Annotated in this window: 17 protein-coding genes; 14 read left to right on the forward strand and 3 right to left on the reverse strand. The window is 61.7% G+C overall.

The annotated features are described in order from the left end of the window. Positions 1 to 841, forward strand: an 841-nt coding sequence (locus VL202_RS21515) for an amino acid--tRNA ligase-related protein (RefSeq protein ID WP_325466095.1), incomplete at its 5' end; no start/stop codon positions are given. A 75-nt stretch (positions 842 to 916) separates the two neighbouring features. On the opposite strand, the gene VL202_RS21520 is transcribed toward VL202_RS21515, so the two are convergent. Continuing rightward, positions 917 to 1,816, reverse strand: a complete 900-nt coding sequence (locus VL202_RS21520) for a hypothetical protein (protein WP_325466096.1) — start codon at positions 1,814 to 1,816, stop codon at positions 917 to 919. 278 nt (positions 1,817 to 2,094) lie between these two features. Between VL202_RS21520 and VL202_RS21525 the strand changes: the two genes are divergently transcribed. The 7 genes from VL202_RS21525 to VL202_RS21555 all read left to right on the forward strand — a co-directional run bounded on the left by VL202_RS21525 (position 2,095) and on the right by VL202_RS21555 (position 12,077). After that, positions 2,095 to 3,330, forward strand: coding sequence for an FAD-dependent oxidoreductase (locus VL202_RS21525; protein WP_325466097.1), 1,236 nt, complete (start codon positions 2,095 to 2,097; stop codon positions 3,328 to 3,330). Positions 3,331 to 3,410: 80 nt separating this feature from the next. Continuing rightward, on the forward strand, positions 3,411 to 4,376 hold the full coding sequence (locus VL202_RS21530; protein WP_325466098.1) for a nucleoside hydrolase: 966 nt from the start codon (positions 3,411 to 3,413) through the stop codon (positions 4,374 to 4,376). Positions 4,377 to 4,429: 53 nt separating this feature from the next. Continuing rightward, positions 4,430 to 5,440, forward strand: a complete 1,011-nt coding sequence (locus VL202_RS21535) for a ligase-associated DNA damage response exonuclease (protein WP_325466154.1) — start codon at positions 4,430 to 4,432, stop codon at positions 5,438 to 5,440. Between the two features lie 2 nt (positions 5,441 to 5,442). Then, positions 5,443 to 7,068 (forward strand): cisplatin damage response ATP-dependent DNA ligase, encoded by a 1,626-nt coding sequence (locus VL202_RS21540; protein ID WP_325466099.1) that lies wholly within the window; start codon positions 5,443 to 5,445, stop codon positions 7,066 to 7,068. A 67-nt stretch (positions 7,069 to 7,135) separates the two neighbouring features. Continuing rightward, a complete protein-coding gene (locus tag VL202_RS21545) occupies positions 7,136 to 7,324 on the forward strand; it encodes a DUF3008 family protein (RefSeq protein WP_325466100.1) in 189 nt (62 codons plus the stop codon). 100 nt (positions 7,325 to 7,424) lie between these two features. Continuing rightward, on the forward strand, positions 7,425 to 10,097 hold the full coding sequence (locus VL202_RS21550; protein ID WP_325466101.1) for a bifunctional diguanylate cyclase/phosphodiesterase: 2,673 nt from the start codon (positions 7,425 to 7,427) through the stop codon (positions 10,095 to 10,097). A 549-nt stretch (positions 10,098 to 10,646) separates the two neighbouring features. Then, a complete protein-coding gene (locus VL202_RS21555; RefSeq protein WP_325466102.1) occupies positions 10,647 to 12,077 on the forward strand; it encodes an efflux transporter outer membrane subunit in 1,431 nt (476 codons plus the stop codon). A gap of 307 nt (positions 12,078 to 12,384) precedes the next feature. Here VL202_RS21555 and VL202_RS21560 read toward each other — a convergent pair whose 3' ends face one another. Both VL202_RS21560 and VL202_RS21565 read right to left on the reverse strand, forming a co-directional pair. After that, entirely contained in the window at positions 12,385 to 13,644 is a 1,260-nt protein-coding gene (locus VL202_RS21560; protein WP_325466103.1) for an ATP-binding protein, read from the reverse strand. Between the two features lie 2 nt (positions 13,645 to 13,646). Next, a complete protein-coding gene (locus tag VL202_RS21565; protein ID WP_325466104.1) occupies positions 13,647 to 14,360 on the reverse strand; it encodes a response regulator transcription factor in 714 nt (237 codons plus the stop codon). Between the two features lie 403 nt (positions 14,361 to 14,763). On the opposite strand from VL202_RS21565, the gene VL202_RS21570 reads away from it, so the two are divergent. Genes VL202_RS21570 through mnhG form a run of 6 tightly spaced genes read left to right on the forward strand, consistent with a single transcriptional unit; the run spans position 14,764 to position 20,774 of the window. Beyond that, positions 14,764 to 17,673 (forward strand): monovalent cation/H+ antiporter subunit A, encoded by a 2,910-nt coding sequence (locus tag VL202_RS21570; protein ID WP_414692924.1) that lies wholly within the window; start codon positions 14,764 to 14,766, stop codon positions 17,671 to 17,673. Further along, the gene (locus VL202_RS21575; protein WP_325466105.1) at positions 17,673 to 18,008 is read left to right on the forward strand and encodes a Na+/H+ antiporter subunit C; all 336 of its coding nucleotides are present in this window, start codon (positions 17,673 to 17,675) and stop codon (positions 18,006 to 18,008) included. Before VL202_RS21570 ends, VL202_RS21575 begins: the two co-directional genes overlap by 1 nt. 6 nt (positions 18,009 to 18,014) lie before the next feature. Further along, positions 18,015 to 19,631, forward strand: coding sequence for a monovalent cation/H+ antiporter subunit D (locus tag VL202_RS21580; RefSeq protein WP_325466106.1), 1,617 nt, complete (start codon positions 18,015 to 18,017; stop codon positions 19,629 to 19,631). Continuing rightward, positions 19,631 to 20,119 (forward strand): Na+/H+ antiporter subunit E, encoded by a 489-nt coding sequence (locus tag VL202_RS21585; protein ID WP_325466107.1) that lies wholly within the window; start codon positions 19,631 to 19,633, stop codon positions 20,117 to 20,119. Before VL202_RS21580 ends, VL202_RS21585 begins: the two co-directional genes overlap by 1 nt. Next, positions 20,116 to 20,397 (forward strand): K+/H+ antiporter subunit F, encoded by a 282-nt coding sequence (locus VL202_RS21590; RefSeq protein WP_325466108.1) that lies wholly within the window; start codon positions 20,116 to 20,118, stop codon positions 20,395 to 20,397. The genes VL202_RS21585 and VL202_RS21590 overlap by 4 nt, the downstream gene beginning before the upstream one ends. After that, positions 20,394 to 20,774: a monovalent cation/H(+) antiporter subunit G gene (gene mnhG / locus VL202_RS21595; RefSeq protein ID WP_325466109.1), complete on the forward strand. Its 381-nt coding sequence runs from the start codon at positions 20,394 to 20,396 to the stop codon at positions 20,772 to 20,774. The genes VL202_RS21590 and mnhG overlap by 4 nt, the downstream gene beginning before the upstream one ends. The last annotated feature ends 6 nt before the right edge of the window (positions 20,775 to 20,780 follow it).

Consider the following 20,780-nt stretch of genomic DNA (forward strand, 5'->3'; position numbering starts at 1 on the left):
CAATACGCTGAAGCTCGACATGTTCCTGCGCATCGCGCCGGAACTGTTCTTGAAGCGCACGCTGGTTTCCGGCTTGACCGACAAGGTCTTCGAGATCAACCGCAACTTCCGCAACGAAGGCGTTTCCACCCGGCACAATCCCGAATTCACCATGATGGAATGCTACTGGGCCTATGCCGACTACGAGGACATCATGGACCTCGTCGAACGCCTGTTCGAAAAGCTGGCGATGAGCATTCACGGCACGACGGACTTCATGTTCGGCGACAAGGAAATCTCCTTCAAGGGCCCGTTCAAGCGTGTTCCCATGCCCGACGCCGTCAAGGAAGCGACCGGCATCGATTTCCTCGCCATGAAGACCGACGAGGAAGCCCGCGCCGCCGCCAAGGCCGCCGGCTTCGAAGTCGAGAAGGACTGGACCTGGGGCGAGTGCCTGGCCTTCATCTTCGAGGAAAAGGTCGAGGGCACGCTGATCCAGCCGAGCCATGTCACGCATTTTCCGAAGGACATTTCGCCGTTTGCCAAGGAAGTGCCGGGTGAGCCGCGCCTGGTCGAGCGTTTCGAGACCTATTGCAACGCCTGGGAACTCGGCAATGCCTTTTCGGAACTCAACGATCCGGAAGAACAGCGCAAGCGCATGGTCGAGCAGCTGGAGCAGGCCCATGCCCGCGGCGAGAAGGCCAAGCAGCTGGACGACGAATTCCTCGATGCCATCGACCAGGGCATGCCACCGGCCGGTGGCCTCGGCATCGGCGTCGATCGCCTGATCATGCTTCTGACCAACGCGCCGTCGATCCGCGACATCATCCTCTTCCCGGCCCGCCGCAACAAGGCGGACTGAGCCGGGTACAGATTCTACTGCATAATTAAAGTGTTACAGCGCCGCGCGTCATATTTGACGCGCGGCGCTGTAGTGTCAGTGGGTTGCTTCGACACTTGCCTCATGGCCGTCGGCTTCTGCCGGCGGCTTTTCGGTTTCTGCGCCATGCCCGGCCTCTCCGGCTGACGCCTCGTGAACCGGCTGCGCTGCCGCGTGATCGCCGGCCGCCTGCTCGGCAGCAGCCTCCGCCGGCTTTTCATCACCACCCAGAACCATGGCCATCATCGAACCGAAGAAGCCTTTCTCCTCGGCCTTGCTTTCGTCATGGGCGGGCATTGCGGCCTCAGATCCATGCGCTTCGCTACCCTCGGAGGGTTTCTCGCTATGGCCACCTGCGGCGGCAGCTTCGGCCGCAGCGGCGGCAATTGGATCGAAACAATCGGATTTGTCGTCCATCGCCATCAGCGTGGTCTTGATCTCCTCCGTCGAGAGCTCGATCTCGCGGCCATAAAACAGTCCAGCCTGATTGGCCTCGGCGCTGTTGTAGCGGGCAACGAAGGGCGCCTTCATGCGCGGCACCTTCGTCGGGTCCGGCGCGAACAGGACTTCGGCACCGATCGCCGGTCCACGACGAGCCGCGCGGTCGGTCGGCCCGGCCTGGTCGAGGATCGCCACCTGATAGAGATCGGCTTTTTCCGCCTTGACCAGAAGGGCAGCGATCCGAAGCGCTGTGCGAACGCGATCAACGCCATCAGTCGTTTCCGTGCTGACATATTTGCGAATCCAGCGCTGGCCGTTGCGGCGCATCTTCAGTGTTTCGACATCGGTGCAAGCAACGCCGGAAGCAGCCGGCTCATTCGCCTTGCCCGCGCCGAGAAAGCTTTCCTTGCCGGAATAGACGGCATAAGCGCCGGAAGCGCCGCCAAGGACCAGCAAGCCGGCAAGGACGAACATGACCTTCCGGGGAAGGCGTGTCTTCTTGAAGATCGACTTCACGCAAACGGCTCCGTCATCTGCTCTACTCCATGGCCAGTCACCGGAATGCCTCGCATCCAGATAAATGCAGGGCCTGCCCCGCCTTTGATTGAACAGCCGACCTTAACCTTGCGACGTTTAGGAAAGTTTAAGCATGACGGCGGTTCAGCCTCGCAGCAAAGGGATTTGCCCCGTTCCGGCACTTTGGCGGCTGTGGATGAGCAAAATCGGTTGCTCTTGGCCGCCGCGCCGCTAAAACCGTGCTCTCAACGTTATCGACACAGGACATTTCCAGCATCATGGCGCGCATTGGCATAGCAGGGGCAGGCATCATCGGATGCGCCACCGCCGTTCATCTGATCGAACAGGGTCACGAGGTCACCGTGTTCGAAAAGGACATTGGCGGCCTGCCGGCCTCGGTCGGCAATGCCGGCATCCTGGCCGTGCCAGAGATCGATCCGCTGGCGCGACCGGATATGATCCTGTCCACCCCGAAATGGCTGCTCGATCCGCTCGGGCCGCTCACCCTGCGCTGGCAGGACCTGCCGGCGCTCACCCCCTGGCTGGTCAACCTGCTGCTGGCGGCGACGCCGGCGCGGGTGGCACAATCGCGCACCGCATTGCTCGGCCTGATGCGCCAGGCGCTTGGCGCCCACGAGGATCTTGCGCGCATGACCGGGCTTTCCGGCCATTTGAAACCGACCGGCGCGCTGACGATCTTCGACACGCCGAAAGCTGTCGAATCAGCCTTCCGTCATGAGAACGAGAACGCCGCCCTCCTTGGATATGCGGTCGAAAAGCTCGACAGCGCGCAGGCCCGCGCCCGCGTTCCCGCCCTTGAGGGCCAGTTCGCCGGTGGCGTCTTTTCCAGCGGCTACCAGACCTTTCTCGATCCGCTTTCCCTGCTCCGGCACCTGCAGGCCCATATCCGCCAGCGGGCAACGCTCGTCAATGCGCAGGTGGAGGCTGTTCGCTCCGACGCGAACGGCGTGACGATCAAGGCGGAAGGGCATGCGCAGAAGACCTTCGACAAGGTAGTGATCTCCTCCGGCGTCTGGTCGCGTGACCTCGTGCGCGGATTGGGGCTCAAGGTGCTGCTCGAAAACGAGCGCGGCTACAACACCACCTTTGCCGATCCGCAGGTGACGCTCGAACTGCCGGTCTTCTTTGCCGAACACGGCTTCGTCGCCACGCCGCTGCATCGGGCCTTGCGCGTCGGCGGCGCCGTGGAACTGGCCAAGCCCGATGCGCCGGCGAATTTCGCCCGCGCCGCCGCCATGCGCCAGAAGATGCGCCGCTATATTCCCAGCCTGCCGGAAACCGGTGGCACGGAATGGATGGGGCGTCGGCCCTCGACACCGGATTCGGTGCCGGTGATCGGCTTGAGCCCCAAGGATTCGCGCATCGCACTTGCCTTCGGCCACGGCCATCTCGGCCTGACGCTGTCGGCGATCACCGGCCGGAAGATCGCCGAACTGCTGGAAACAGGGCCGCGATCCGAACTGGAGCCGTTCAGCATAAGCCGTTTCCAGTAGGGCCGATCGACTTTCGAAGCCGCGCCGATTTCACTCGCGCAAACTGCGGACATATTTCAAGACAACGAAAAGAAGACATCATGCACAAGGTAATTTTTGATACGGACCCCGGCGTCGACGATGCAATGGCGCTGCTTTTCCTGCACAATCATCCTGACATCGACCTGATCGGCATCACCTCGGTTTTCGGCAATGCCTCGATCGAAACCACAACCCGCAATGCGCTTTATCTGAAGCAGCAATGGAGTATTGCAGCCCCCGTCGCCAAGGGGCTGGGCGAAACGCTCGACCCGACCCGGCCGCATGTCGAATGGCCGACCGGCATCCATGGCGATGACGGGCTCGGCAATATCGGCGTGCCGGACACCATCGACCTTGCCTGCGATCCCCGCCCGGCGCATCGCTTCATCATCGACACCGTGCGCGAAAATCCGGGCGAAGTCACCATCGTCGCCGTCGGCCGCATGACCAACCTGGCGCTGGCTTTGCGCGACGATCCGGACATCGCCGTGCTGGTCAAGGATATCGTCATCATGGGCGGTGCCTTCGACGTTCCGGGCAATATCACACCGGCGGCCGAGGCCAATATCCATGGCGATCCGGAAGCGGCTGACGTGGTGATGACCGCTCCCTGGCCAGTCGTCGTCGTTGGTCTCGACGTGACGGAACAGACCGTCATGACCCGCAAGCGTCTGGCCGACATTGTCGCGGCTGGCGGCAAGCAGGCAAAGCTGCTTTCCGACATCTCTCAATTCTACATCGAGTTCTACGAGCAGCATGTCGACGACGGCATGGTCGTGCATGACAGTTGCGCCTGCGTCTACGTCGTCGCGCCGCACCTGTTCACGCTGCGCAGCGGCGCGATCCGGGTCGCCTGCGGCGGTCTTGCCGATGGCGAGACCATCCAGAAGATCGACGATCAACTGTTCCCGCCGAGCGCGTGGGACAACCTGCCGAGCCAGAACGTCTGCACCGGCATCGATGCGGAAGCCGTGCTCGACCTGATCTCGAAGACGCTGGCGCTGGAACCCGCCGCCTCAGCGTAAAAAATCTGATCTGATAGCTGGCAGTCGGTTGATTGCCAGCTATCTTCATTTCCATGAAACCGGAAACGCTGCTCTACCCGACGCCCAAGGGTCTCTATTGCGAGAAGGGCGGCTTCTATATCGACCCCGTCCAGCCCGTCGAACGCGCGCTCATCACCCATGGCCATGCCGATCACGCGCGCTCCGGCCATACCCATGTGATGGCGACGCGCGAAACGCTGGATATCATGCGCATCCGCTACGGCGAGACATTTTGCGTCGAAACCCAGGAAGCCGTGCTCGGAGAGCGCACCACCATCGGCGACGTGACAGTCAGCTTCCACCCGGCCGGCCATGTGCTGGGTTCCGCCCAGATCGCCGTCGAATCCTGCGGCATGCGCATCGTCGTCTCGGGTGACTACAAGCGGCGGCGCGATCCGACCTGCCGCGGCTTCGAGCCCGTCCCCTGCGATGTCTTCATCACCGAGGCGACCTTCGCGCTGCCGGTCTTTCACCATCCCGACGACAAGGGCGAAGTGGCGAAACTCCTGACTTCGCTCCGTCAATTTCCCGAGCGCGCGCATCTGGTCGGCGCCTATGCGCTTGGCAAGGCGCAGCGGGTGATCGCGCTGATGCGGGAGGCGGGCTATGACAAGCCCATCTTCATCCACGGCGCCCTGACGAAGCTCTGCGACTATTACGAAAGCGAAGGCATCGCGCTCGGCGATATCCAGCCGGCAACGCTGGCGCCGAAGGAAAAGCAGTCCTTCGCCGGTTCCGTCGTCATCGGTCCGCCCTCGGCCTTCGCCGACAAATGGGCGCGGCGCTTTCCGGATCCCGTGTCGATCTTCGCCTCCGGCTGGATGTTGGTGCGCCAGCGGGCGAAACAAAGAGGCGTCGAGCTGCCGATGATCATCTCCGACCATTGCGACTGGCCGGAATTGCTGGATACGATCAACGAGATCAGACCCGGTCAGGTCTGGGTCACGCACGGACGCGAGGAAGCGCTGGTGCGCTGGTGTGAGTTGCAGGGCATCGCGGCCCGTCCATTGCATCTCGTGGGTTATGACGACGAGGGAGAATAGCGATGCGCGCCTTTGCCGAATTGCTCGACCGCCTTGTCCTGACGCCGCAACGCAACGCCAAGATCACGCTGATGGCCGATTATTTCCGCAAGGCGCCTGATCCGGATCGGGGCTATGCGCTGGCGGCGATCGCCGGCACGCTGACATTGAAAACCGTGAAGCCGAATGTCCTGCGCCAGCTGGTGCTGGAGCGGATGGACGACGTGCTGTTCCGCTATTCCTACGACTATGTCGGCGATCTCGCCGAAACCATATCGCTGGTCTGGGAGAGGCCAAAAGGCGATGACACGCCGCCGCTCGACCTGTCGCTTGGCGCGGTCGTTCATCAACTCGAAACGGCTGGCCGGGCCAATGTCCACGGCCTCGTGCGCAATCTCCTCGACCAACTGGAAGGATCGAGCCGCTTTGCCTTCCTGAAGCTGATCACCGGCGGCCTGCGGATCGGTGTGTCCGCCCGCCTCGTCAAGCAGGCGCTGGCCGATGTCGGCAAAGTCGATGTCACCGAGATCGAAACCCTGTGGCACGGCCTGTCCCCACCCTACACATCCCTGTTTCGCTGGCTCAGCGGCAGCGGCGACAAGCCGGAACTGGACATGCCGGCCGTCTTCCACGCCGTCATGCTCGCCACGCCCGTCGGTGATAAGGACCTCGCCTCGCTCGATCCGGAAGATTTTGCCGCCGAATGGAAATGGGACGGCATCCGGGTGCAGCTTGCCAATGTCGGCGGCACACGGCGGCTCTATTCGCGCAGCGGCGACGATATTTCCGGTGCCTTTCCGGATATTCTCGAGGCCGCCGATTTCGAGGGCATTATCGACGGCGAACTGCTGGTCGGTGGCACCATGCGCAGCAACAGCGCCACCCGCACCTTTTCCGACCTGCAGCAGCGTCTGAACCGCAAGACCGTGACGCGCAAGATGCTGGAGGATTATCCGGCTTTCATCCGCGGCTACGACCTTTTGTTTTCCGGTCGGGACGACATCCGGCCGGAAAGCTTCCTGACACGGCGCGCGGCCTTGTCCGCACTGATCGAAAAGGCGGCGCCCTCGCATTTCGATCTTTCGCCGCTGGTGCCGTTTTCCAGCTGGGATGAACTCGACCGGCTTCGCGCCGATCCGCCCGACCCCGTCATTGAAGGCATCATGCTCAAACGGCTGGATTCGCCCTATACGTCCGGCCGCTCGAAAGGGCCGTGGTTCAAGTGGAAGCGGGAGCCCTACAATGTCGATGCCGTGTTGATGTATGCGCAGCGCGGCCATGGCAAGCGCTCGAGCTATTATTCGGACTTCACCTTCGGCGTCTGGACCGAAAGCGATGGCAAGGATGCGCTGGTGCCCGTCGGGAAGGCCTATTTCGGCTTCACGGATGCGGAACTGGAAGTGCTGGACCGCTATGTCCGCAACAACACGATCGAGCGCTTCGGCCCGGTTCGTTCGATAAGGGCGGAGGCCGACCACGGCTTCGTCGTCGAAGTGGCATTCGAGGGCATCAATTTCTCCAGCCGGCACAAATCCGGCGTTGCCATGCGCTTTCCGCGCATTTCCCGCCTGCGGACCGACAAGCTGCCGCGCGACGCCGACCGGCTGGAAACACTGCTGGCGATGATCGGCACACCCGAGACAATCTGATCGACCCGGCGGAACCAATTTTGCGATCGATTGTTAAACGGCAGCACCAGACCAGAGGAGAAGGACGATGCCTGCAAAATCGCAAGCCCAGCAGAAAGCCGCCGGAGCCGCGCTGTCGGCAAAACGCGGAGACACGAAGAAATCCGAATTAAAGGGGCCGTCGAAAGGCATGGAGAAATCCATGACGGAAAAAGAACTCAAGGACTTAGCAGAAACCGACCGCAAGAAACTGCCCGAGAAGAAGAAGTCCAAGTAACCCCCGGCATCCAGGGGTGCTGCGAGCACATATTGTTAAGACGAGTTTGCGACACTGCACGCCGATTGCTGTCAACTCTATAAACGGCATTGGAGATTTCGTGTTTTCGGGACTGTCGCGCGTGCTCAGGACATCAACAATCGCCCGGCTGCTGAAACCGAGCTATCTGCCGACTTATATAGCGCTGGTGGTCGTCATCATTGCCGGCGTATTCGCCGAACAGCAAACCCGCGCTGTTCATGCCGCAAAGATGCGCGCGGCCGTCACCGCCGAACTCAATCCGATCCGCTCCAAGCTGGAAGCCAATATCAACGGTGATATCCAGCTCGTCCGCGGCCTGATCGCAACGATCTCCACCGAACCGGACATGAACCAGAAGCGGTTCTCCGATCTCGCCCAAAATCTCTTCAGCGACCGCACGCGTCTGCGCAGCATTGCTGCGGCACCAAACCTCATTGTCTCGATGGTCTATCCGATAGAAGGCAATCAGAAAGCGCTCGGCCTCGACTACCGCAAGAACGAGAACCAGCGCGCTGCCGCCATGCGGGTCCGCGATCTCGGCAAGATGGTGCTTGCCGGCCCGCTGGATCTTGTTCAGGGGGGCCAGGGATTGATCGGTCGTTTTCCGGTTTCCGTGTCGGTCGGCGGCCAGTCGAACCGGTTCTGGGGCATGGTTTCGGCCGTCATCGACGTGGAGCGCCTGTATCGCGACAGCGGCCTGTTATCGGAGAGCCTCGGCCTCGACATCGCCATTTCCGGGCGCGACGGATTGGGCGAGGACGGCGCCCTGTTCTTCGGGAAAAGCCAAATCAGGGGCACTGATCCGGTCGAGGTCAGCGTCTTTCTGCCGGGTGGTTCCTGGGTTATCAGCGCCGTCCCTAAAGGTGGCTGGGTCGCAACGCCTGACAATGCCTGGCTGGTCCGCGCCCTGATCGTGCTCGGCGGACTTTTCATCCTCGTGCCGATGTTCATTACCAGCCGTTTGATGGAAGAGCGGCAGCGCAATATCCATGTGCTGGAACATAACAAGGACCAGTTGCAGGAACTGTCGCACCGGCTGAAGATCGCGCTCGATGCATCCGAGATCGGCATCTGGGAACTGGACATCAACTCCGGCAAGCTCCTGTGGGATCAGCGAATGAAAGAGCTGTACGGTCTCCAGACCGAAACCCGCGAGGTCTACGAGGACTGGCGCGACGCGCTGCATCCCGACGATCTGGGACGGGCCGAGGAGGAATTCCGTGGTGCCGTGCGGAACGGCGACAGCTACGTATCGCAGTTCCGGGTCCGCCTCAGCGGGAACCGCACCCGTCATATACGCGCCGTCGGCTCGAAATATATCGGCGCCGGTGGCCGCGAAAAGATCGTCGGCGTCAACTGGGACGTAACGGCGGATGTCGAAAAGAACGAACGGCTGGAAACGGCCAAGGGACAGGCCGAGGCGCACAGCGCCGAACTGGAAGCCGCCCGACATCGCATGGAATTCAACGCCCTGCACGATCCGCTGACGGCGCTACCGAACCGGCGTTACCTCGACCAGATACTGGCGGAGAAGCAGCCCAAGGCCGCGACCCAGGGCCTCGCCAGCATGTTCCACATCGATCTCGACCGGTTCAAGGAGATCAACGACACACTCGGCCATGCCGCCGGCGACGAAATCCTGCGTCATGCCGCTGGCATTCTGCGCGCCAATACCGATACCAATGACTTCGTCGGCCGGATCGGTGGTGACGAATTCGTGATCATCTCGCACAATGGCGGCGTCGAGGGTCACGACGCCGATCTTGCCCAGCGCATCATCCAGGCTATGAGCGTTCCCGTCCTCTACAAGGAAAAGGAATGCCGGATCGGCGTCAGCATCGGCATTGCCCACCAGTGCCATCCGGAAGAGGAACTGACGCAGGTTCTCGTCAATGCCGACATCGCGCTCTACGAAGCCAAGCGCCGCGGCCGCAATCGGCACGAAGTGTTCACCCATTCGCTCAAGACGGCCGTCATCCAGACGAAACAGACCGCCGACGAAATCCTGCGCGGGCTCGAACAGAACGAATTCATCGCGCATTTCCAGCCGCAATTCTGCCCGACGACGCTCGATATCATCGGCGTCGAGGCCTTGGCGCGCTGGGACCATCCGACCAAGGGGCTGCTCGCGCCCTACGCTTTCCTGAAGACGGCCGAAGATATCAACGCGCTTGCGGAAATCGACCAGCGCATCCTTGAGCAGGCACTGTTCCAGTCCTGCCGCTGGGAAGCGAGCGGCATCAATATTCCAAAGATCTCGGTGAACCTTTCCTATCACCGCCTGCACGACGAAAAGCTGATCGACCGCCTCAAGCAGATGGATATTCCGAAGGGCAAGGTATCGTTCGAATTGCTGGAATCGATCTCCTTCGACGAAAGCGACATGACGGTGCTTTCGAATATCGAGCAGATCAAGAGCCTCGGAATCGACATCGAGATCGACGATTTCGGCACCGGATATGCATCCATCGTCAGCCTGCTGAAACTGACGCCACGCCGCCTGAAGATCGACAGGCAGCTGGTACTGCCGATTCTGACCTCGGCGAAGCAGCGGCAGTTGGTGGCTTCCATCATCGATATCGGCGTTTCGCTCGGCATCGAGGTGATCGCCGAAGGCGTCGAAACCATGGAACATGCGAGAATCCTGCGTGAACTCGGATGCTACGGTCTGCAGGGTTATGCCTTTGCGCGGCCGATGAGCGCCAACGACCTCGCCAATTTCGCGCGGGAACGCCGCTGGTTGGCCGCCTGAGCCGCGGTGTCATTTCGTGATTCGCGCGATCGGGCACCTCCCCCGGCATCGCTGGTCGGAACGCGCAGCTTCAAGGACGGCGAAGAGCCGGAACCCGCGAAATCTGGGTCTGACCTTCGTCACATCCGTGGGCTGGTGACAAGCCCAGGCGCGCATCCATGAGCGGCCCGACCCATCTTCGGCGATGATGATTGCCGGAATCCAGCGTCGCTCATGCAAGCCCACCCTCGAGGCATCCCAGAGAAACAAATCGACACCCACCCGACAAACGCCAGACATGCAGCCGCTGTAGATGGTCAGGCTGCCCGCCGCTCCGTGAAGATGGAAGGCTGGCAGGTGCGAATGGACTATCGGGAAATTTTCGTCATCACCCTTGAAATTACGGATGCAGTAGCCAAGCCGTGGCACTTGGGAAACACCAAACCTGGGGATGTTCATTTTGAACCCCCATCTTTGCATTGTCCCCTCGCATACGGCGCATAAAGTGTTAAAGACGAAAAAAGTGAATCGTTTGTTACCGGCGCGTGACGGTGCCGGATGGGGACCCACATGAAAATTGTTAAAGCGCTCCTTCCCTTGAGCCTGCTTCTTTTGTCGGGCTGCGTCGTCGGCCCTGATTACCAGTCACCGGACGCCGCTCTCCCAGCGAAATTCTCCGCAGGCGCCAAGGCAGCATCCGACGATGTGACCCTGACACCCTGGTGGGAAGCCTTTCACGACAAGAAGCTGAACGGCCTCGTCGCGCAGGGCATGAATGAAAACCTTGACGTCCAGCAGTCGATCGAACGCATCATGGAGGCCCGTGCGAACGTGGTCCTTGCTGCAGCAGGAGGATTGCCTGAGATCAATGCCGGCGCCTCGGCAACTGCGCAGGGTCAGGACGGTTCCTACCTGCGCAACACCGGACGTGACCATAGCCAGACCAAGACGCTCACCGCCGGTGGAGATGCATCCTGGCTGATCGACCTGTTCGGCCAGTATCGCCGTGCCAAGGAATCGGCCAACGCCTCGCTCGACGCCGCCTATGCCGACGTCAACGTTGCACGCCTCGCCTACCTGTCAGACTTGACGACCTCTTACATCGAAGCGCGCTACAATCAGGAAGCGTACGCCCTGCAGCAGAAGAGCCTCGCGTCCCGGCGCGAGACCCTGAAGCTAACCAACGACATCAAGGCGGCCGGCGCGGCCTCCAACCTCGACGTGGTTCAAGCCGAAGGTCTGGTCAACACCACGCTTGCCGAATTGCCGGGCTACCAGACTGGTTTCCACCAAGCAGCCAATCACATTGCTACCCTGCTCGGCCTGCCGGCAACAACGGTTACGGCCGGCCTGACACGCGGCGGCTCGCAGCCTTCGCCGCGCTACAACACGAAGATCGGCGTACCGGCCGACCTTATCCGCTTCCGTCCGGACATCCGCCGCGCGGAACGTCTTCTGGCCGCACAAACCGCACAGATCGGCGTCGCCGAAGCGCAGCTTTATCCGAGCCTGAGCCTGAGCGGCACGATCGACGGTTCGCGAATCATCGCTTCAGCTGCCACAGGCGGCCTCGGCAGCTGGTCCTTCGGTCCGAGCCTGAACCTTCCGATCTTCAACGGCGGCCGTTTGAAGGCGAATGTTGACATCCAAAAATCAGGTGCACAACAGCAGTATCTTGCCTGGAAGCAGACCGTTCTCAACGCGGTCGAAGAAGTCGAGAATGCACTTGTCGCACTTCGCAACAATTACCAGACCGTTGCGGCACTGCGCAAAGTGGTCGATTCCTCCGAGGAAGCCCTCGGCCTGGCGCGTGAAAGCTACAAGGGCGGCGCAACATCGCTGCTGGACGTACTGGACGCGGAACGAAACCTGTCGAACTCGCGCATTGCGCTCGCAGCCAGCATTCGCAATCTATCCAACAACTACGTGGCTCTGAACGTCGCCATCGGCGGCGGCTCCCGCGTCGGCGATGCCCCCGCCGTCGAGGTTGCCAAGAAGTAACAAGGAACCTGCCACCAGATTGGCGGGTCTATAAGAAAGACAGAGGCGCGCGGCCGGTTTTCACCTGCCGCGCGTTTTCGTTTGTGATGACCAGAGCCCGGATTGCTTTGTAGTGAAGCCTTCACAAGAACTCTCCGGTCTTCGAGCGTCTTGGATCTCCGACGCGACCTTCCGGCAACGGACCCCTGTCAACGGCGGGCAACCCAAGGGCCGATACCAAACCAGACATTCCTTGAGACGCCAAGAAGCGTCCCACCGGTCAAACGATGGTGGGGCTTCGGTCAAGCTAACTCGAACGTGGACGCAATCAGCCCTGCGCGACCGCGCAGAGAGGCAGACGCACGGTCTGGATCAGCCCGCCTTCACGACGGTTGACGATGGTGATCGTGCCGCCATGGTTCTCGATGATTTCGCGGGAGATGGCGAGGCCGAGTCCGGCACCGGGCACGAGCTGGCGGCGTGCCTGGTCGACGCGGAAGAACGGTTCGAACACGCGGTCGAGCAGGTCTTGCGGGATGCCGGGTCCACTGTCGCGCACCGTCAGAATGGCCTCCTCACCGGTATTGGACAGAGAGACACGCGCGCCGAGCCCGTGCGTCGCGGCATTGACCACCAGATTGCGCACCGCCCGCTTCAGGGCAAACGGCGATCCCTCGACATCGGCGCGCAGGACCGAGCCCTGCTCGACCGGCAGATCGGTCTCACGGATTTCCTCGGCGACGGATTGAAGGACGGCATCCAGCGCCACCTTTTCGCGCGCCGCAGGGCTGACTTCCTCGCGGACGAGCCGGATAGCGCTGTCGGCGATATGATCGAGTTCCTCGAGATCCTTCAGCCAGGACTGCCGCTCGTCACCATCACCGACGAATTCGGCCCGCAGGCGCATCCGCGTCATCGGCGTGCGCATGTCGTGACCCGCAGCCGCGATCATGCGCATGCGACTGGAGACCGCCGCGTTGAGCCGCGCCGCCAGGCGGTTGATGGTCTTGGCGGTGGTGCGCACCTCCATCGGCCCGGTTTCCGGTAATTCGGGAATGATCCCGTCGGGGCGGATCTTGGCGATGGTCTCGTCGAGAAGCCTTAAGGGGCGCATCATGACGTTACTGACATAGGCGGCAATCGCAGCCATGCCGATCGCAACCAGCGCCAGATAGAAAGCAAGCGGCAGATAAGGAAAGGGACCGGGACCGGGAAAATCGAGATAGGCCCAGCGCCCATCATCCAGACGCACGGCAATATCCTTGGCATGCATGTTGAAGCTTTTCAGGACGACGGACTCGGACTTGTATCCGAGGCGACGAGCTTCCGACATCAGATTGTCCGTCCGCTCCTGATCGACGCGATTCTTGTCGGGTTCGGGTCGAACGGGAATTTTCATCGTCTCGGCCGCCGTCGGATCGGCGCGCAGCAGCATCACCGCGAGTTCGGCCTTTTCGGCGAGGACGCGATCGAACATGGCCTCCGGCGGCTTGCGGACGAGCTGCGCCGTCACGAAGGCGGCAACCACCAGGACCAGCACGACGGAGATGACGAGAAGCACCGTGAACCGGGTACGCAGGGACCACATCGTCAGTTGCTCCGTTCGACGGGCACGGCCAGTTGATACCCCTTGTTGCGAACGGTCTTCAGCATGTTGAAGACGCTGGCATCGCCGAGCTTGCGCCGAAGCCGGCTGACGAGGATGTCGATCGATCGATCGAAAGGATCTGCCGTGCGACCCTGCGTCAGATCCAGAAGCGAATCGCGCGAGAGCACACGACCTGGACGCTGGAGGAAGACCATCAGCAATTCGAACTCGCCGCCGGTCAGGTCGACGGAACTGCCATCGGGTGCAACCAAGGTCCGGCTTTCGATGTCGGCGACATAATTGGCAAAGACATATTGCCGGCTGCCGGCGGGCTGCGGCTCGCTCTTGCCACGCCGCAGAACGGCGCGGATGCGGGCGGCCAGTTCGCGCGGATTAAACGGTTTGCCGAGATAATCGTCGGCACCGAATTCAAGCCCGATGATCCGGTCGACATCTTCCTTCAGCGCGGTGAGCAGGATGATCGACAGCTGCGGCATGCGCCCGCGCAAGGCCCGGCACAGATCGAGCCCCGATCCGTCCGGCAGCATGACGTCGAGAACGAGCAGGTCGATCTTCAGTTCGGCGAGCTTTGCCTCGCATTCGCCTCGGCTCCCGGCCAGGCTGACGCGAAAGCCCTGCCCGTCGAGATACTTCCCGAGCAGGCGACGAATTTCAGGATCGTCATCGACGACCAGAATGTGCGGTGTAGTATCCATGGCCCATTTATAACAGCCGCAGGCCAAAACGCACGCAATCCGCTGTCGACGCGTGGGCGTTTTCCGTGTCGAAACATTTCCTGATATTGGCCGCTTACATTCTGTTACAAAAATAACCTCCTAACATTTCCGGTGCGACGGGTGCCAACAGGCAGCGATGGTCGTCGCAAAGCCCGCCCTCACTTCAAACGATGCACCGAATTGCCGCAGCAGGCCAATTTAATTGCTGTTGCGGGTTGGCATCGTGTTGGAAAGCAGACATAAAAACACATGCCCGTGCGTCGTTTTGCGATGCGCTTCGGGCGCCGGTCACGACATGGCAACGGCAAGACCTTCGCGGACCCCTGCGGTCCTTTTCAGGTAGAAAGATTTAGGGACCGGGCAGATAGAAACCGCAGCGACATTGCTTTTTAGTCTGGTACTTGCACCGTTTGCAGGGAGCCTTGCTGCAATCTGCATTCCAACGCATAAAAGCACCGCCGCCGCCTGGCTCGCCGGTGCCATCGCGCTGTTCTGCCTCGTTACGTCCGCCGGCCTCTACACCGTCATCTCGTCCGGCACGCCGCTTCGCTATGACGTTCCCTGGTTGCCGGAATTCGGGCTCAATTTCACCCTGCGCATGGATGGCTTCGCCTGGATGTTCGCAAGCCTGGTCGCGGCGATCGGCCTGCTCGTGGTGATCTACGCGCGCTACTACATGTCGGCGAGCGACCCGGTGCCGCGCTTCTTCGCGCTGTTTCTCGCCTTCATGGGCGCGATGCTCGGCGTGGTCCTGTCCGGAAACCTGATCCTGCTCGCCATCTTCTGGGAATTGACCAGCATCATCTCCTTCCTCCTGATCGGCTATTGGCACCACAACGCCAATGCCCGCGATGGCGCGCGCATGGCGCTGACGGTTACCGGCACCGGCGGCCTGTGCATGTTCGTCGGGCTGATGCTGATCGGCCATATCGTCGGCAGCTATGATCTCGATGTCGTGCTCTCATCCGGCAACGTGATCCGCGAACACCCGCTATACACGACGGTGCTGATCCTGATCCTGCTGGGAGCATTGACCAAGAGCGCGCAGTTTCCGTTTCATTTCTGGCTGCCGCACGCCATGGCCGCGCCGACGCCGGTTTCGGCCTATCTGCACTCAGCGACGCTTGTCAAAGCCGGCGTCTTTCTGCTGACGCGGCTCTGGCCAGTCATGGCCGGCACCGATGAATGGTTCTGGATCGTCGGCCTTGCGGGATTGTCGACGCTGCTCCTCGGCGCCTATTTCGCCATCTTCCAGCAGGACCTGAAGGGCCTGCTTGCCTATTCGACGATCAGCCATCTGGGCCTGATCACCGTGCTACTGAGCCTCGGAAGCCCGCTTGCCGCCGTCGCCGCCATCTTCCACACCATGAACCATGCGACCTTCAAGGCCTCGCTGTTCATGGCCGCCGGCATCATCGATCATGAAACCGGTACCCGAGACATGCGGCGGCTGAGCGGTCTGTTCCGCTACATGCCGATTACCGCGACGCTGGCCATGGTCGCCAGCGCCTCGATGGCCGGCGTGCCGCTGCTCAACGGCTTCCTGTCGAAAGAAATGTTCTTCGCGGAAGCAATCGAAACCCACAAATACAACATCCTGGATACGCTGACACCCTATGTGGCAACGCTCGCCAGCATGTTTTCCGTCACCTATTCGATCCGCTTCATCTACAGCGTCTTTTTCGGCCCGCCGCCGCACGACCTGCCGAAAGCGCCGCACGAGCCGCCGCACTGGATGCTGGCGCCGATCTATTTCCTTGTCTTTTCCTGCCTCGTCGTCGGCGTCATTCCGGCGCTGACCATCGGCCCCTTCCTGCATACGGCGGTCCAGTCGGTGCTCGGCAATGCGACGCCGGTCTACAGCCTTGCCGTCTGGCATGGATGGAACCTGCCTCTGTTCATGAGCCTGCTTGCACTCGTCGGAGGCATCGGGCTGTTCCTGGCGATGAAGCCTTATCTGGCGACAAGCATCGAAGGCCCGCCATTCTTCCGCCGTCTCGAAGGACAGCGCATCTTCGAGCGCGTGCTGGTCACGCTATCGTGGAAATGGGCACGTTCGATCGAGATGCGCGCCGGCACCCGCCGCCTGCAGCCGCAGATGCGCATCCTCGTGGCTGTCGCGGTGATCGCCGGCGCGGTCACATTGCTCCTGCACGGCTTCAAGCCTGCGGCGATCGCCTTCCGAAGCATCGATCCGGCCTTCGCACTGATCTGGTTGATTGGCATGGTCTGCGCCATCGGCGCCGCCTATCAGGCGAAGTTCCACCGTCTTGCGGCGTTGGTACTGCTGGGCGGCGCGGGGCTCGTCACCTGCCTTACCTTCGTCTGGCTTTCCGCGCCGGATCTTGCCGCCACGCAGCTTCTCGTCGAGATCGTCACGACCGTACTGATCCTGCTGGGTTTGCGCTGGCTGCCGAAGCGGATCGAGGATCCCGATGATCCGGAGATGATGACGATCTCGACCCGCCTGCGCCGCCTGCGCGATCTTGCGACGGCGGTTTTTGCCGGCATCGGCATGATGCTGGTGTCCTACACGGTGATGACCCGCGAACTGCCGGAAACCATTTCCAGTTATTTCCTCGAGCGCGCCTATAGCGAAGGTGGCGGCACCAATGTCGTCAACGTCATTCTGGTCGACTTCCGCGGCTTCGACACACTGGGGGAAATTGCCGTCCTGTGCATTGTCGCACTGACCGTTTTCGCGCTCTTGCTGCGCTTCCGCCCCGCGGTGGAAAGCCTGGAAACACCGGAACAGCAGCGAATGCAGAATGCCTTCGACGACGACCATCCGGACCGCAAGAAGGGTGACAGCATCGCCGAATACCTGCTGGTCCCGTCCGTCATCATGCGCTGGATGTTCCCGGTTATCTGCATGCTGGCCGCCTTCCTTTTCTTCCGTGGGCACGATCTGCCGGGCGGTGGTTTCGCCGCCGGCATCGCCATGTCGATCGCCTTCATCCTGCAATACATGGCTGGCGGCACGCGCTGGGTGGAGGAACGGCTGCGAATCCATCCGCTGCGGTGGATGGCGATCGGCCTCCTGGTCGCCACGGCCACGGGACTTGGCTCCTGGGCTTTCGGCTATCCCTTCCTCACCTCGTATGCGCAATATGCATCGCTGCCCGTGCTTGCCAAGATCCCGCTCGCGACCGCCATTCTCTTCGATCTCGGCGTGTTCTCGCTCGTGCTCGGCGCGACGGTGCTGATCCTCATCGCATTGGCCCACCAGTCGGTGCGCGCCCCCCGCGCCCAGACGCGCGCGGCGAAGATGGCTGCCAAGGAGACTGGCTGATGGAACTCGTCCTCTCCGCGGGCATCGGCGTTCTCACCGCTTCCGGCGTATGGCTCCTGTTTCGGCCGCGCACCTATCAGGTCATCATCGGCCTGTCGCTGCTCTCCTACGCCGTCAATCTCTTCATTTTCGGCATGGGGCGGCTGCGGGTCAACGCGCCGCCGATCCTCGAGGCCGGCGGGGCCGGTGGGCTGCTGACGCATACCGACCCGATCCCCCAGGCATTGGTGCTCACCGCCATCGTCATCGGTTTCGCCATGACCGCTCTCTTTCTCGTCGTACTGCTCGCATCGCGCGGCCTTACCGGCACCGACCATGTGGACGGCAGGGAGTAGCGACGCGTGAACTGGCTTCAACACTTGATCATCCTGCCGATCCTCCTGCCGATCATCACCGCGGCCGGGTTGATCCCTGTCGACGAGCGCAACCGGACTCTCAAGGGCGTGATCGCCTTTGGCTCTACCATCCTGGTCTTCCTGGTCGGCGTGCTTCTGATGCGGGCGGCAGCGACAGGAACACCGGGAACCGGCGTCTATCTGCTCGGCAACTGGCCGGCGCCATTCGGTATCGTCCTGGTGCTTGACCGCCTGTCGGCGCTGATGCTGGTCCTGACCGCCGTTTTGGCGCTCGCGACGCAGATATTCTCGATGGCGAAATGGCATCGGGCCGGTCATCATTTCCACTCCCTGTTCCAACTGATGCTGGCGGGCCTCAACGGTGCCTTCCTGACAGGCGATCTCTTCAATCTCTTCGTTTTCTTCGAGATGATGCTTGCCGCTTCCTACGGATTGCTGCTGCACGGCTCGGGCATGATGCGCGTCAAGGCCGGCCTGCATTACATCGCCATCAACCTTGCCGCATCCTCGCTGTTCCTGATCGGCGTCAGCCTGATCTATGGCGCGACCGGCACGCTGAACATGGCGGATCTTGCGCTCCGCATCTCCACGGTCGGCCCGGAAAGCCGCATGCTGATGGAGGCGGGTGCCGCCATTCTTGGCATCGCCTTCCTGGTCAAGGCAGGCATGTGGCCGCTCGGCTTCTGGCTGCCCGCCACCTATTCGGCGGCGACACCGCCAGTCGCCGCGATCTTCGCGATCCTGACCAAGGTCGGCGTCTATATCCTGCTGCGCCTGTCCATGCTGCTGTTCGGCAGCGACGCGGGTGTTTCGGCCGGATTCGGGCAGTCGGTCCTGCTCTACGGCGGCTTGCTGACGATCGGCTTCGGCGCCATCGGCGTGCTTGCCTCGCAGGCGATGGGACGGCTGGCGGGCTACTGCGTGCTGGTTTCTTCCGGCACGCTGATGGCGGCGATCGGCCTCGGCAATGACGCGGTGATCGGCGGCGCCCTGTTCTATCTCGTCAGTTCGACCCTCACGATTTGCGCCTTCTTCCTGCTGATCGAACTGGTCGAGCGCGCCCGCGACGCCGGTGCCGACGTTCTGGCAGTGACGATGGAAGCCTATGGCGACGTCGACGAGAACGAGGAGGAAAAGGAGGTTGGCGTCGCCGTGCCCGGTACGATGGCCGTGCTCGGCCTCTGTTTCTGCACCTGCGCCATCCTGTTGTCGGGCCTGCCGCCGCTCTCGGGCTTCCTGGCAAAATTCGCCATGCTCAACGGGCTTTTCAATCCGGACGGCCTTGGCAAGGACGCGGCGATCAGCGGCGCGCAATGGACCTATGTCAGCCTGCTGATCCTTTCCGGTCTGGCCGCCATGATCGCCATGAACCGGGTCGGGATCCGCACCTTCTGGACCTCGATCGAAGGCACAGTCCCGCGTGTCTACCTGATCGAGATCACGCCCGTTCTCCTGCTTCTGGCAACATGCGTATTCCTGAGCCTGCAAGCGGGCCCCGCGATGCGCTATATGGATGCGACCGCCAAAGCCCTCTCCGAGCCGCAGAACTATATCGGCCGGGTCATGACGGCGCCTCGCGCCGGTCAGACGGGAGCGGAATGATGCGCTACTGGTTCCCCTACCCGCTACTGTCGCTTGCGCTGCTCGTCCTCTGGCTGCTGATCAACCAGTCTTTCGCGCCAGGCCAGATCATCCTCGGCAGCATACTTGGTATTTCGTCGGCCTGGGTGACGGTCAATCTTCAGCCGGACAAGACCAGGCTGAAAACGGTCATCAAAATCTTCTCCCTCGCCGGGCATGTCACCATTGACATCCTCCGCTCGAATATCGCGGTGATGCTGGTCATCCTGCGCACCCGAACGCAGCCGGCAAATTCCGGCTTCGTCCGGATCGACATTACTCTCAAGGATGAAAACGCGCTGGCGCTGCTGGCCTGCATCCTGACGGCGACGCCCGGCACCGCCTGGGTCGAATTCGATCGGCAAACCGGCGTCCTGCTGCTCCATATCCTCGACCTCGAAAACAGCGACGACTGGGCGGCCCTGATCAAGTCCCGCTACGAAACACCGCTGAAGGAGATTTTCGAATGACCGAACTCTTCATCATCTGGTCGATGCTCGTCTCGCAGGTTCTTCTTGGTCTCGCCATGGGATGCGCGCTGTTTCGCGTCGTGCGTGGACCAAGGGCGCAGGACCGCATTCTCGGCCTCGACGCGCTCTACATCAACGCGATGCTGCTTCTCCTGACCTTCGGCATTCGCACCGCCAACACCATCTATTTCGAAGCGGGCCTGATCATCGCCCTGCTCGGCTTCGTATCGTCGATCGCCTTTGCCAAGTTCCTGATGCGCGGCGAGGTAATCGAATGAGTCACCTGACCGACCTTCCGACCTGGGCGGCGATCCCGGTCTGTATCCTTCTGCTTCTGGGCTCCGGCATCACGCTGATCGGTTCAATGGGGCTGATCCGGCTGAAGACCTTCTATGGCCGCCTGCATGCGCCGACACTCGGTGCCAGCGCAGGCGTCGTCCTGATCTCCCTGGCCTCGATGATCACCTTCGCCGTGCTGCAGAACCGCTGGATTTTCCACGAAATCCTGATCATCGTCTTCGTCATCCTGACAACGCCGGTCACGCTGATGCTGCTCGGCCAGTCCGCGCTCTATCGCGACCGGATCGAAGGCGATGACGACGTGCCGCGCAAGGCGACCGGCGCACCAGTGGATACGACGACAATGGATACCTGACGGGCT

Source organism: Pararhizobium sp. (genome assembly GCF_035497515.1).
Lineage (GTDB): Bacteria > Pseudomonadota > Alphaproteobacteria > Rhizobiales > Rhizobiaceae > Pararhizobium.

Coding starts and splice junctions, on each gene's coding strand:
- VL202_RS21585 (WP_325466107.1), top strand. CDS start 19,631: ATGCGCTACTGGTTCCCCTACCCGCTACTGTCGCTTGCGCTGCTCGTC.
- VL202_RS21560 (WP_325466103.1), bottom strand. CDS start 13,644: ATGTGGTCCCTGCGTACCCGGTTCACGGTGCTTCTCGTCATCTCCGTC.
- VL202_RS21540 (WP_325466099.1), top strand. CDS start 5,443: ATGCGCGCCTTTGCCGAATTGCTCGACCGCCTTGTCCTGACGCCGCAA.
- VL202_RS21525 (WP_325466097.1), top strand. CDS start 2,095: ATGGCGCGCATTGGCATAGCAGGGGCAGGCATCATCGGATGCGCCACC.
- VL202_RS21545 (WP_325466100.1), top strand. CDS start 7,136: ATGCCTGCAAAATCGCAAGCCCAGCAGAAAGCCGCCGGAGCCGCGCTG.
- VL202_RS21575 (WP_325466105.1), top strand. CDS start 17,673: ATGGAACTCGTCCTCTCCGCGGGCATCGGCGTTCTCACCGCTTCCGGC.
- VL202_RS21555 (WP_325466102.1), top strand. CDS start 10,647: ATGAAAATTGTTAAAGCGCTCCTTCCCTTGAGCCTGCTTCTTTTGTCG.
- VL202_RS21535 (WP_325466154.1), top strand. CDS start 4,430: ATGAAACCGGAAACGCTGCTCTACCCGACGCCCAAGGGTCTCTATTGC.
- mnhG (WP_325466109.1), top strand. CDS start 20,394: ATGAGTCACCTGACCGACCTTCCGACCTGGGCGGCGATCCCGGTCTGT.
- VL202_RS21565 (WP_325466104.1), bottom strand. CDS start 14,360: ATGGATACTACACCGCACATTCTGGTCGTCGATGACGATCCTGAAATT.
- VL202_RS21590 (WP_325466108.1), top strand. CDS start 20,116: ATGACCGAACTCTTCATCATCTGGTCGATGCTCGTCTCGCAGGTTCTT.
- VL202_RS21530 (WP_325466098.1), top strand. CDS start 3,411: ATGCACAAGGTAATTTTTGATACGGACCCCGGCGTCGACGATGCAATG.